The sequence below is a fragment of the Streptomyces glaucescens genome (genome assembly GCF_002154375.1).
GTDB lineage: Bacteria > Actinomycetota > Actinomycetes > Streptomycetales > Streptomycetaceae > Streptomyces > Streptomyces glaucescens.
The window spans coordinates 1-11793 of record NZ_MUND01000562.1; the positions used below are offsets into that span (position 1 = coordinate 1).

Sequence of the window (11793 nt, forward strand, 5' to 3'; positions counted from 1 at the left end):
ACTTTGCGGACACGACCTAGCTCGTCGGTGTCGCCTCGTCGAACAGGGCGTCCTCCTCGCCCTCGTCCCCGCCGCTCTCCGACTCCTGCTGGAGCCGCTTCACCCGGGTGCCGACCACCACCGCCGTCGCGGCGGCGGCCACGCCGAGGGCGGCCGGGACCATCCAGCCGCGGTCCAGGACATGGCCGAGGGCGTGGTCGAGGGAGAGGCGGCCCGGGCCGGTCACGGCGAGACCGACCGCGGCGAGGCCGAGGGTGGCGGCGTACTCGTAGCCGCCCTCCTGGTTGAAGAAGCCGTTGGGGGTGTGCACGGCCGCCGCGCCCGCCATCGCCCCGGCCGCCGCGGCGCCCGCCGCCGGGGTGGCCAGGCCCAGCGCGAGCAGGGTGCCGCCGCCGGTCTCGGCGAGGCCCGCGGCGGTGGCGCTGGCCTTGCCGGGCCGGTAGCCGACGGACTCCATGAACTGGCCGGTGCCCTCGATGCCGTGGCCGCCGAACCAGCCGAACAGCTTCTGCGTGCCGTGCGCGGCGAGCACCCCGCCGGCCCCCAGCCGGAGGAGCAGCAGGCCCAGATCACGTCGGTCGTAGAACGTCACGTTGACTCCCGGAGCAGACGAGTGGACAAGCGTGTGGTGCGGCCCCGCCCCGGTTTCCCCGGTCCCACGGTCGCATCCCTCCGCCCCGCCGGTCCCTTCCGCGACGGCCGTTCGGGTGGCGGTGCCTCCAGGGCCGCTCCCGCAGGTCCCGGGTGGCGGGGGTCCGGGGCCGGGGTGACGCTGTCCGCATGACGATTCACACCGCGAAGCTGAGCGACCCGGCCGTCCGCGCCTTCGTCGACGCGGTCAACTCCCACGACCGCGAGGGGTTCATGGCGTTGCTGGCGCCCGGCGCGACGATGGCGGACGACGGCTCGGACCGGGACCTCGCGGAGTGGGTCGACCGGGAGATCTTCTCCACGCACGGGCATCTGGAGGTCGACAACGAGTCGGCCGGCGGCCGGGCCCTCATCGCCCGCTACCGCAACGACACCTGGGGCGAGATGCGCACCCGCTGGCGCTTCACCGTCGAGGACGACGGCCGGATCTCGCGCTTCGAGACCGGGCAGGCGTAGCCGCGCACCCCGGCCGTGTGACACGGCAGCCGTTCCCCGGCCCGGTGCGCACCCCCGCGATCCCTCGCGAGGCCCACCCCCAGCCCGATGCCGTGGAACGGCTGCCGCCTCCCCCTGGTGATGGCCCGCGGGAGCTCGGCACTCCAAGTGTGAAGCTCCTGTGGAGGAGAGTTGAGCACAGGGCCGCCGGCGGGGGCAATGGGACGGTGGGTCAGCGTCCGCCGGAGCGAACCGATCCCGCCACGGCTCAGCCGCGGCCCACGTACGGCATCGTCGTCGCCAGCACCGTCGCGAACTGCACATTCGCCTCCAGCGGCAGCTCCGCCATGTGCCGTACGGTGCGGGCCACATCGGCCACGTCCATGACCGGTTCCGGCGCGATCTCGCCGTTCGCCTGGAGCGCCCCCGTCTCCATCCGGGCCGTCATGTCGGTCGCCGCGTTGCCGATGTCGATCTGGCCGACCGCGATGCGGTACGGCCGCCCGTCCAGGGACAGCGACTTGGTCAGGCCGGTCAGCGCGTGCTTGGTGGCCGTGTAGGCGACCGAGTGCGGGCGGGGGGTGTGCGCCGAGATCGAGCCGTTGTTGATGATCCGGCCGCCCTGCGGGTCCTGTTCCTTCATCTGCCGGTACGCCGCCTGCGCGCACAGGAACGCCCCGTTGAGGTTGGTGTCCACCACGTGCCGCCAGGCGTCGTAGGGCAGCTCCTCGACCGGCACCCCGCCCGGCCCGAACGTGCCCGCGTTGTTGAACAGCAGGTCCACCCGCCCGAACCGGCGGACCGCGGCCGAGAACAGCCCCGCCACGTCCTCGGGGCGTGACACGTCCGTCCGTACGGCGAGCGAGGCGCCCTCCGGCACCAGCGCGGCCGTCTGCGCGAGGGTCTCGGTGCGCCGGCCCGCGAGCACCACCGACCAGCCCGCGCGCAGCAGCTCCACGGCGACCGCGCGCCCGATGCCGGAGCCCGCGCCGGTCACCACGGCGATCCCCGGCCGGCCCTCCGCCCCGCTTCCCGTTCGCTTCTCGTTCATGGGCCCGCAGCGTACGGGAGGGTCCGCCATCCGGAACTCATCTGTCCGTCATGTGATTGTCCTGTACACGCCTATCGCGGGTCGTCCCCGGCCACTCCAATGCCTGAGGCATCCATTCGCCAGGGGAGGACCGGATGACTCACGCAGCCCGCCCGCCACAGCACGCCCCCGAACTCCGCGCCGCCGCCCGCCACCTGGGCCGGCGCGGCTTCCTCACCGCCACCGGAGCGGCCGCCGCCCTCGCCTTCGCCGTCGGCCTGCCGGCCGCCGGCACCGCGAGCGCCGCCGAACTCGACGCCGCCCGCATCACCGACGACCCCTTCACCCTCGGCGTCGCCTCCGGCGACCCGCTGCCCGGCTCGGTCCTGCTCTGGACCCGTCTCGCCCCCGCCCCCTACGAGCCCGACGGCGGCCTCCCCGCCGAGCGCGTCACCGTGCACTGGGAGCTCGCCCACGACGAGCGCTTCCGCCGGATCGTCAGACGCGGCGCCGCCCCCGCGCACCCCGAGTTCCACCACACCGTGCACGTCGAGGTCGCCCACCTCGCCCCCGGCCGCCCCTACTTCTACCGCTTCCGAGTCGGCCGGTGGATCAGCGAGACCGGCCGCACCCGCACCGCGCCCGCCCCCGGCGAGCGGGCCGCCGCGCTCCGCCTGGCCGCCGTCTCCTGCCAGGCCTACCACGACGGCTACTTCACCGCCTACGGCCATCTCGCCCAGGACGACGTCGACGCCGTCTTCCACCTCGGCGACTACCTGTACGAGTACGCCGTCAACTCCGCCGGCGGCCAGCGCCGTTACACCGACCGCGTGCTCCCCGCCCACTTCAACCGCGAGACGCTCACCCTGGAGGACTACCGGCTGCGGTACGCCCTCTACAAGTCCGACCCCGACCTGCGCGCCGCGCACGCCGCGCACCCCTTCGTCGTCACCTGGGACGACCACGAGACCGAGAACAACTACGCCGGCGACACCCCCGAGAACACCGTCCCGCCGGAGGAGTTCCTGCTGCGCCGCGCCTCCGCCTACCGCGCCTACTGGGAGAACCAGCCGCTGCGCCGCCCGCAGCGCCCCGACGGCCCCGACATGCGGCTCTACCGCCGCCTGCACTGGGGCGACCTCGCCCAGTTCGACATCCTCGACACCCGCCAGTACCGCACCAATCAGGCCTACGGCGACGGCGCGCAGATCCCCGGTCCGGAGGTCGACGACCCGGCGCGCACCATGACCGGCGAGACCCAGGAGCGGTGGCTGCTCGACGGCTGGCAGCGGTCCCGGGCGCTGTGGAACGTCGTCCCGCAGCAGGTCGTCTTCGCGCAGCGCAAGTTCGACCTGACCGAGCCGTCCCGGGTGTCGATGGACGCCTGGGACGGCTACCGCGCCTCGCGCCGCCGGGTGCTGGACGGCGCGCGGGCGGCCGGGGTCGAGAACCTGATGGTGCTCACCGGCGACGTGCACGTCGGCTACGGCTTCGACATCAAGGAGGACTTCGACGACCCGGACTCCCGCACCGTCGGCACCGAGATCGTCGCCACCTCGATCGCCAGCGGCCGCGACGGCGCCGACCGGCCCGCCAACTGGGACACCTACATGCGGGCCAACCCGCACCTGCGGTTCTACAACGGGCGGCGCGGCTACGTCACGGTCACCCTCGGCCGGGAGCGGGCGCGGGCCGACTTCAGGACCGTGCCGTACGTGACGACGCCGGGGGCGCCGGTCACGACGGCCGCGTCCTTCGTGACGGAAGCGGGCGAGCCGGGGCTCACGCCGGCGTGAGCTGGGCGGCGGGGTTCTCGTCGGGGTCGCCGTCGGGGGCCTCGCCCGGATAGCGGACGCCGACCCGGTCCCGGATCGCGTCGAGCGTCCGCATCACGGCGAGCGTGCCGTCGAGCGGGACCAGCGGGGACTCGGTCTCGCCGGCGCGCAGCGCCCGCATCACCTCGCGGGCCTCGTGCTTGAGGCTGTTGTGCGGGGCGTCGGCCGGGTCGTGGACGAACTCCTCCGGCTCGCGCCCCGCGCGGTGCAGCACGAACCGCTCCGGGTGGAAGAAGCCCTGCGGGATGTCGATCCGGCCGAGGGAACCGGTGACGGACGCCGCCGTCGGCGTACCGCCCACGATGGAGCAGTGCACCGAAGCCAGAGCGCCGCTCTCGTACGAGAGCACCGCCCCCGTCTGGAGATCGACGCCCTCCTCCGAGAGCACCGCACTCGCCGCGATCCCCGCCGGCTCACCCAGCAGCAACTGCGCGAACGACACCGGATACACCCCGAGGTCCAGCAGCGCGCCCCCGCCCTGCAACGGATCGCGCAGCCGGTGCGACGGCGGGAACGGACCCGCGATCCCGAAGTCCGCCTGCACGCTGCGCACCTCGCCGACCGCCCCGTCCTCCACCAGCGCCTTCAGCCGCCGCATCACCGGCGAGCAGTACATCCACATGGCCTCCATCAGGAAGCGCCCGTGCTCCCGCGCCAGCGCCACCAGCTCCCCGGCCTCCCGCGCGTTCAGCGTGAACGGCTTCTCCAGCAGCACGTTCCGCCCCGCCGAAAGACACAGCCCCGCCGCCACCCGGTGCGCCGCGTGCGGAGTCGCCACGTACACCACGTCGACGTCCTCGTCCGCCGCCAGCTCAGCCCAGTCGCCGTACGCCCGGTCGATCCCGAACCGCTCCGCGAACGCCTTCGCCGACGCCTCGGTCCGCGAGGCCACCGCCACCACCTCCGCGTCCGGCAGATCCACCAGATCCGCCGTGAACGCGGCCGCTATCCCGCCCGTCGCCAGGATTCCCCACCGCACGCCGTCCACCGTCATTCCCCGCCCACGCTCCACTCAGTGACACCAGGCACTCCGTACGAGCTGAGAGCATAGGGACCGGACTGCGAAAAAGGGGAGGGGCCAATGCCCGAAGGCGGGGCATCCATACCGGAACTGTCGCAGGCGGCCGCACCGAAGGCGCGGCCGCCCCTCGATGCGCGGCGCCGCGCCGGGCTCCTGGTCACCCTGGTCCTCGGCGGACTGACCGCAACGCCCCCGCTGGCGATGGACATGTACCTCCCCGCGCTGCCGGAGGTCACCCGCAACCTGACCGCCCCCGCCACGACCGTGCAGCTCACCCTCACCGCCTGCCTGGCCGGCATGGCGCTCGGGCAGCTGGTGGTCGGCCCGATGAGCGACCGCTGGGGCCGCCGCCGCCCCCTCCTCACCGGCCTCGCCGTGTACATCGTCGCCACCGCCCTGTGCGCGCTGGCGCCCACCGTCGAGACCCTGGTCGCCTTCCGCCTGGCGCAGGGCCTCGCGGGCGCCGCCGGCATCGTCATCGCCCGGGCGATCGTGCGCGACCTCTACGACGGCGTGGAGATGGCCCGCTTCTTCTCCACCCTCATGCTGATCTCCGGCGTCGCCCCGATCGTCGCCCCGCTGATCGGCGGGCAGATCCTGCGCGTCACCGACTGGCGGGGCGTGTTCGTCGTGCTCACCGTCGTCGGTGTGCTGCTCGCCGGCGTGGTGTGGGCCAGGCTGCCCGAGACGCTGCCGGCCGCCGACCGGCACGAGGGCGGGGTCGGCGAGGCGCTGCGCTCGATGCGCGGCCTGCTGAGCGACCTGCCGTTCACCGGCTACCTGCTCGCGGGCGGCTTCGCCTTCGCCGCCCTGTTCGCGTACATCTCCGCCTCCCCGTTCGTCATCCAGGAGATCCACGGCGCCTCCCCGCAGACCTTCAGCCTGCTGTTCGGCCTCAACTCGGTCGGCCTGGTCGTCGCCGGGCAGATCAACGGCAAGGTGCTGATCGGGCGGGTCCGGCTGGACCGGGTCCTCGCCGTCGGCCTCACGATCGTCGTCCTCGCCGCGACCGCGCTGCTGCTGATGTCGCTCGGCGTCTTCGGCGAGGTGGGCCTCGTCCCAGTGTCCGCCGCGCTGTTCGTGCTGATGTCCGCGATGGGCATCACCCTGCCCAACACCCAGTCCCTGGCCCTGCTGCGCACCCGGCACTCGGCCGGCTCCGCGTCCGCCCTGCTCGGCACGTCCTCCTTCCTCATCGGCGCGATCGCCTCCCCGCTCGTCGGCATCGCCGGGGAGGACACCGCCGTACCCATGGCGGTCGTCCAGCTGTCGGCCGCGCTGGTGGCAGCGGTCAGCTTCCTGGCCCTGTGCCGTCCCTGGCGGAGCGAGGGGGAGCAGAGCTGAGCACGCCGAGACTGCGCAGCGGAACACCGGAGCGGGCCGGGCTCGACCCGGTCGAGACGGGCCATCTCGTCCGCGAGGTCCACGCCCTCACCGCCGGGGACCGCCCGTGGGCGGCCGGCGCGGTGGTGGTCGCCGGGCGCGGACCGGTGGTCGCGGTGGCGGAGGCGGCGGGCTGGGCCGTGCGGTACACGGCGTACGACCCGCAGCGCGACGCCGGGGTGGAGCTGCCCGAGACCGCCCGGGTGCCGATGACCGTCGACACCCCCTTCGACCTGGCCTCGCTGACCAAGCTGTTCACCTCGGTGGCCGCGGTGCAGCAGATCGAGCGGGGCACGCTCGGCATCGACGCCCGGGTCGGCGCGTACCTGCCGGAGTTCCGCGCGGCGGCCCGGCACGACGTCACCGTACGGCAGCTGCTCACCCACACCTCCGGGCTGCGCCCCGACCTGCCGCTGTACGACTGCGCCGACGACACGGAACGGCTGGCCCTGCTGCGCGCCGAGCCGCCGACCGGGGAGCCGGGCGTGTACCGCTACTCGGACCTGAACATGCTGCTGCTCCAGCACGTCCTGGAGCGGATCACGGGACGGTCCCTGGACGCCCTGGTCCGGGACGGCATCACCCGCCCGCTGGGCATGACCGCCACCCGCTTCGGGCCCTGCCCCGGCGCGGCGGCCACCGAGGACCAGCGGCGGCCGTGGGCCAAGGCGGACCGGGGCATGCTGCGGGGCGTCGTGCACGACGAGAACGCCTGGGCGCTGGGCGGGGTCGCCGGGCACGCCGGGCTGTTCTCCACCGGGCGGGACCTGGCCGTGTTCTGCCGGGCGCTGCTTGCGGGCGGCGCGTACGGGCCCGCGCGCATCCTGGGCCCCGACTTCGTGGAGCTGCTGCTGACCCCGCCCGGCCTGGGGTTCGCCCTGGACCAGCCCTGGTTCATGGGCGCCCTCGCGGGGCGGGGCGCGGCCGGGCACACCGGCTTCACCGGGACGTCCCTGGTGCTGGACCCGGCGACGGACACCTTCCTGGTGCTGCTGGCGAACACCGTCCACCCCAGGCGCAGACCCCCGGACAGCGCACCGCGCGCGGCGGCGGGATCGCGGATGGCACGGGCCGTGTGGGGGACCTGACCCGGCACTGCCCGCCCGGCGGGGGCCCGGGTCCGGGCCGCGGCGAGGGCGGTTGCGGGGCTGTCGGCGGGGGCCGCAGGAAAGGGCTGCGGCCAGGAACTGCCGCCAGCAACGGTCGCCGGGAGCTGTCACCAGGGACTGAGCTTCGCCGCCCGGCCGTAGCCGGGGGCTGTCGCCGAGGCCGTCGCAGAGGGTGATACCGCGCGGTGCCGCGCCCGCATCGACGCCCTCGGCCGCCGGAGCGGGCCGGAGCGGGAGCTCGCCCGCCAACCGCGTCATGGCCTGTCGCCGGGGCCGTGGTCCCGGGCGGTCGTCGGAGGCCGTCGTCCGGGGCCGTCCCGGATGCCGGGCGGGGCGGCGGGGGAGTGTCGTCGACCTGAGAGAATCGCAGGGTGAACGCCCCCGCCTCCACCTCCCTGACCGCCCCGGCCGAGACCCTGCGGGCCGCGCTCGCCGGGCTGCTCGACGGGCTGCCGCCCAAGCGGGCCGCGCAGGCCGTGGACCGGCTGATCGCCAGCTACCGGGGGGCGACCCCGACCGACGCGCCCATCCTGCGGGACCGGGCCGATGTGGCGGCGTACGCGGCGTACCGGATGCCGGCCACCTTCGAGGCGGTGCGCTCGGCGCTCGGGGCGTTCGCCGACGCGGCGCCCGGCTGGGTGCCCGGCAGCCACACCGATGTCGGCGGCGGGACCGGCGCCGCCACCTGGGCGGTCAGCGCGACCTGGCCGGGGGTGCGGCCGGTGACCGTGCTGGACTGGGCAGAGCCCGCGCTCGCCCTGGGCCGGGAGCTGGCCGCCGCGAACCCGGCACTGCGGGACGCCCGTTGGCAGCGCTCTCGGATCGGAGCGGCGCTCACCCTCGAGAGCACTGATCTCGTCACCGTGTCCTACGTCCTCAACGAGCTGTCCGAACCGGACCGCGCCGCCCTCGTCGACGCCGCCGCCGAGGCCGCGCAGGCCGTCGTGATCGTCGAGGCCGGCACCCCCGACGGCTACGCCCGGCTGCTCGCCGCCCGCAACCGCCTGATCGCCGCCGGGTTCCGCATCGCCGCGCCCTGCCCGCACAGCGCCGCCTGCCCGATCGCGCCCGGCTCCGACTGGTGCCACTTCTCGGCCCGGGTCAGCCGCTCCTCCCTGCACCGCCAGGTCAAGGGCGGCTCCCTCGCCTACGAGGACGAGAAGTTCAGCTACGTCGCCGCGGCCCGCTTCCCCGTCGCCCCGGCGGCCTCCCGGGTGGTCCGCAAGCCGCAGATCCGCAAGGGCCAGGTCCTGCTCGACCTGTGCGAGACCGACGAGCGGCTGAGCCGGACGACGGTCACCAAACGCCACGGCGACGACTACCGCGCCGCCCGCGACGCCGCCTGGGGCGACGCCTGGCCGCCGGTGCGGGACACCGACGGCCAGGCCTGACTCACTCGCGTTCCTCGTCCGCGTCGCGCCGGCGCACTCCCGTTCTTCCTCCGCGTCGCGCCGGCTCACTCCCGTTTCTCGTCCGCGTCGCGGCCGTTCCGCTCCTGCAGCCGGCGCAGCAGCTCCCGCTTCTGCGCCTGTGCGTCGTGAGCCCCGGCCCGGCCGTCCCGGCCGCCGCCCCGCAGGGCCTTGCGGCTCAGCTTCTGCCGCGTGCCGCCGACGCCCAGCATGTTTCCGGCTCCGCCTCGGGTCATGGTCTCCGCCTCTCTCCACAAGTGACGAGACGTATCGTCTCGCCATGACTCTCCCAGCGTGAGGCGAGACGGACCGTCTTGTCAACCTGGTAGATTCGGGCCCATGTCGCCGACCACCCGCAAACCCGCCCCCGACGCCACCCGCCGCAGCGAGAAGTCCCGCCGCGCCATCTACGACGCCGCCCTGGCACTCGTCGGCGAGGTCGGCTACCCCAAGACCACCATCGAGGGCATCGCCGCCCGCGCCGGAGTCGGCAAGCAGACGATCTACCGCTGGTGGTCGTCGAAGGCCGACGTCCTGATGGAGGCCTTCCTGGACCTCGCCGAGCAGGCCAACCAGCAGGCCGGCGGCCGGCCCGGCGACCACGCCCTCCCGGACACCGGCGACCTCGCGGCCGACCTCAAGCTGGTCCTGCGTGCCACCGTCGACGAACTGCTCGACCCGCGCTTCGAGATCCCCTCCCGCGCCCTCGCCGCCGAGGGCGTCGTCGACGAGGAGATGGGCCGCACCGTCGTGACCAGGCTGCTCGAACCCTCGCTCCAGCTCTACGTGGACCGCCTGCGCGCCGCCCAGGACGCCGGGGAGGTCCGCCCGGACGTCGACCCGCGGATCGCCCTGGAGCTGTTCGTCGCCCCGCTCGCCCAGCGCTGGCTCCAGCGCAGCGGCCCGATCTCGTACGAGTACACCGACACCCTCGTCGACTACGCCCTGTACGGCCTCGCCCCGCGCTGAGCGCCGGACCGGCCGCCGGACAGCCGCCCGAATGTCCCGGCAAAGCCCCTGATGGGACCTGATTGCGGTGTGGTGTACGTCTCGTCCCGCGTATCCCGGTTGGGGACTTGGGCCCCCCGGAGCGCACGATGGTGGGACCATAGGGCATGCTGTTCCGCACGACAGCGAGGCGAGGGGATAGATGAGCGCGGAGTTCGGCGGCCGGACCGGCCTGCGGGGCAAACTCTCCCAGTGGCTGCGCGGAGGCGGCCGCAAGGACGCCGCCGACGACGGCGGCCGTGAGGCCCTGCTGCTCGCCGCCGCCGCCGCGGGGCTGCCGCTGGCGCCCGCCGCGCACCCGGCGCCCGGTTACCGGTGCTCCTGCGACCGGGTCGGCTGTCCGACCCCCGCCCGGCACCCGGTGTCCTTCGCCTGGCAGACCCAGTCGACCACCGACCGCGCCCAGATCGAACGCTGGGCCCGGCACCAGCCGCAGGCCAACTTCATCACCGCGACCGGCATGGTGCACGACGTCCTCGACGTCCCGCTGCAGGCCGGCCGCGAGGCGCTCGCCCGGCTGCTCTACGCGGGGATCGAGGTCGGCCCGGTCGCCGAGAGCGACGACGGCCGCCTGCTGTTCTTCACCCTCACCCGGGGCACCCCCGAGGACGAGGACGAGTGGTGGCCCTGCGAGCTGGACTGCCACCCCGAGACCATGGACGAGCATCCGGGCCTGCGCTGGCACTGCCGGGGCTCCTATGTCCTCGTCCCGCCCGCCCGGCTCCCCGGCGACGACCAGACCGTGCACTGGGTCCGCGGCCCGGAGCACGCGCTGCCCGACCCGCTGACCCTGCTGGAACACCTCACCGACGCCTGCGCCCGCCACGCCGGCCAGGAGCCCGACCACACGAACGCGGCCTGGCCCCTGCGCCACTGAGGTCCCCCGGCCGGGCTACTCGCCCTTCGCCGACGTCAGCCCCTGGATCCGCCCCAGCACCGTCACCTGCGCGTCGGGGCCCTTCTTCGGATCCAGGGCCACCTCGTTGGAGACGAACTCCATCGTCAGCGACTGCTTGATCTCGCCGGTCGTCAGCGCCAGCACGTCCTTGTTCGGCGCGGGCACGGCGGAACCGGTGTGGGCGGTCTGCTTCTCGTAGTGGCGGGTGGTGAAGAACACCAGCGCCCCGCCGTCCTGTGTGCGCAGCGCGACCGGAGCGTAGGCGCCGTCGGTCAGCGGGCCGTCGATGTACTGGGTCACCAGACCCGGCTTGCGCGCGTTCTTCTGGCGCAGGGTCCGCCACTGGCTGGTGTGCGGGCCGGGCGCGAACTCCGGGCCGTTCTCCTTGAGGTAGGTGGTGTACGCCTTGCTCAAGTCGCCCGGAGGCACGGCCAGTTCGGTGGAGTTCGCGGGCACGGCCTCGGCCCAGCCGTCCTTGTCCTTTTTGAACTCCGGTACGGCGCCGGGCTCGACCAGTGTCAGATACGACACCTGCCACGGCTCGTCCAGCGCGTTCCGGGTGAACACCAGCAGCCAGCGGGCCTCGCCGCCCTTGTTCGCCCTGGCGTCGGCCAGGAACCAGCGCGGCCAGCCCGCCTTCTTGGGGATGGTGTACTCGGCGTCCGAGAACTCCAGCGGGCTGTGGTCCGGATTGCCCGCCGGGTTGTTGGCCCGGCCCGCCTTCAGCCGGGCGCCGTCGATGTCGGCCAGCGGCCCGGTGACGTACTCGGCGTCCAGCGTGCTGTCGTAGTCCTCGTCGGCCTTGTTGTACGCGGTCGTGAACTCCCGCAGCGCCTCGGCCGCCTCGGCGCGGGTGGTCGCGGGCAGCACCTCCCGCTCGCCGTGCACCACCACACATCCGCTCGCCGTCAGTGACGAGAGCGCCGCCGCTATGAGAGTGATCCGGGCACGCCTGCGATCCGTGGTCATCGGGCTCCTTCACCTTCCCCTTCCCGGGGGCGAACCTTACCGGGG

12 protein-coding genes are annotated in these 11793 nt (G+C 74.1%); 7 read left to right on the plus strand and 5 right to left on the minus strand.

Translation table 11 applies throughout. The features are described 5' to 3' along the window. Positions 1-16 precede the first annotated feature (16 nt). On the minus strand, positions 17-592 hold the full coding sequence (locus tag CCN42_RS31805) for a DoxX family protein (RefSeq protein WP_086740788.1): 576 nt from the start codon (positions 590-592) through the stop codon (positions 17-19). A 188-nt stretch (positions 593-780) separates the two neighbouring features. Between CCN42_RS31805 and CCN42_RS31810 the strand changes: the two genes are divergently transcribed. Then, entirely contained in the window at positions 781-1107 is a 327-nt protein-coding gene (locus CCN42_RS31810; RefSeq protein ID WP_086740789.1) for a nuclear transport factor 2-like protein, read from the plus strand. 247 nt (positions 1108-1354) lie between these two features. Here CCN42_RS31810 and CCN42_RS31815 read toward each other — a convergent pair whose 3' ends face one another. Further along, positions 1355-2137 (minus strand): SDR family oxidoreductase, encoded by a 783-nt coding sequence (locus CCN42_RS31815; RefSeq protein ID WP_086740791.1) that lies wholly within the window; start codon positions 2135-2137, stop codon positions 1355-1357. A 134-nt stretch (positions 2138-2271) separates the two neighbouring features. On the opposite strand from CCN42_RS31815, the gene CCN42_RS31820 reads away from it, so the two are divergent. Further along, a complete protein-coding gene (locus tag CCN42_RS31820; protein ID WP_086740792.1) occupies positions 2272-3912 on the plus strand; it encodes an alkaline phosphatase D family protein in 1641 nt (546 codons plus the stop codon). On the opposite strand, the gene CCN42_RS31825 is transcribed toward CCN42_RS31820, so the two are convergent. Then, positions 3899-4945, minus strand: coding sequence for a Gfo/Idh/MocA family protein (locus CCN42_RS31825; protein ID WP_086740793.1), 1047 nt, complete (start codon positions 4943-4945; stop codon positions 3899-3901). The genes CCN42_RS31820 and CCN42_RS31825 overlap by 14 nt on opposite strands. A gap of 87 nt (positions 4946-5032) precedes the next feature. Between CCN42_RS31825 and CCN42_RS31830 the strand changes: the two genes are divergently transcribed. The 3 genes from CCN42_RS31830 (at position 5033) to CCN42_RS31840 (ending at position 8855) form a co-directional block, all read left to right on the plus strand. Further along, positions 5033-6316 (plus strand): multidrug effflux MFS transporter, encoded by a 1284-nt coding sequence (locus CCN42_RS31830; protein WP_086740795.1) that lies wholly within the window; start codon positions 5033-5035, stop codon positions 6314-6316. After that, positions 6280-7443: a serine hydrolase domain-containing protein gene (locus CCN42_RS31835; RefSeq protein ID WP_086171946.1), complete on the plus strand. Its 1164-nt coding sequence runs from the start codon at positions 6280-6282 to the stop codon at positions 7441-7443. The genes CCN42_RS31830 and CCN42_RS31835 overlap by 37 nt, the downstream gene beginning before the upstream one ends. Before the next feature lie 392 nt (positions 7444-7835). Next, complete coding sequence (locus tag CCN42_RS31840) at positions 7836-8855, plus strand: small ribosomal subunit Rsm22 family protein (RefSeq protein ID WP_086740797.1); 1020 nt, start codon at positions 7836-7838, stop codon at positions 8853-8855. A 65-nt stretch (positions 8856-8920) separates the two neighbouring features. On the opposite strand, the gene CCN42_RS42240 is transcribed toward CCN42_RS31840, so the two are convergent. Next, the gene (locus tag CCN42_RS42240; RefSeq protein WP_143662077.1) at positions 8921-9109 is read right to left on the minus strand and encodes a DUF6243 family protein; all 189 of its coding nucleotides are present in this window, start codon (positions 9107-9109) and stop codon (positions 8921-8923) included. A 103-nt stretch (positions 9110-9212) separates the two neighbouring features. On the opposite strand from CCN42_RS42240, the gene CCN42_RS31845 reads away from it, so the two are divergent. Both CCN42_RS31845 and CCN42_RS31850 read left to right on the plus strand, forming a co-directional pair. After that, positions 9213-9842, plus strand: coding sequence for a TetR/AcrR family transcriptional regulator (locus tag CCN42_RS31845; protein WP_086740798.1), 630 nt, complete (start codon positions 9213-9215; stop codon positions 9840-9842). A 181-nt stretch (positions 9843-10023) separates the two neighbouring features. Continuing rightward, the gene (locus CCN42_RS31850; RefSeq protein ID WP_086740800.1) at positions 10024-10758 is read left to right on the plus strand and encodes a bifunctional DNA primase/polymerase; all 735 of its coding nucleotides are present in this window, start codon (positions 10024-10026) and stop codon (positions 10756-10758) included. A gap of 15 nt (positions 10759-10773) precedes the next feature. Here the strand turns inward: CCN42_RS31850 and CCN42_RS31855 are convergent, their stop codons facing one another. Beyond that, positions 10774-11748, minus strand: a complete 975-nt coding sequence (locus CCN42_RS31855; protein ID WP_086740802.1) for an SCO2278 family lipoprotein — start codon at positions 11746-11748, stop codon at positions 10774-10776. Between the last annotated feature and the right edge of the window lie 45 nt (positions 11749-11793).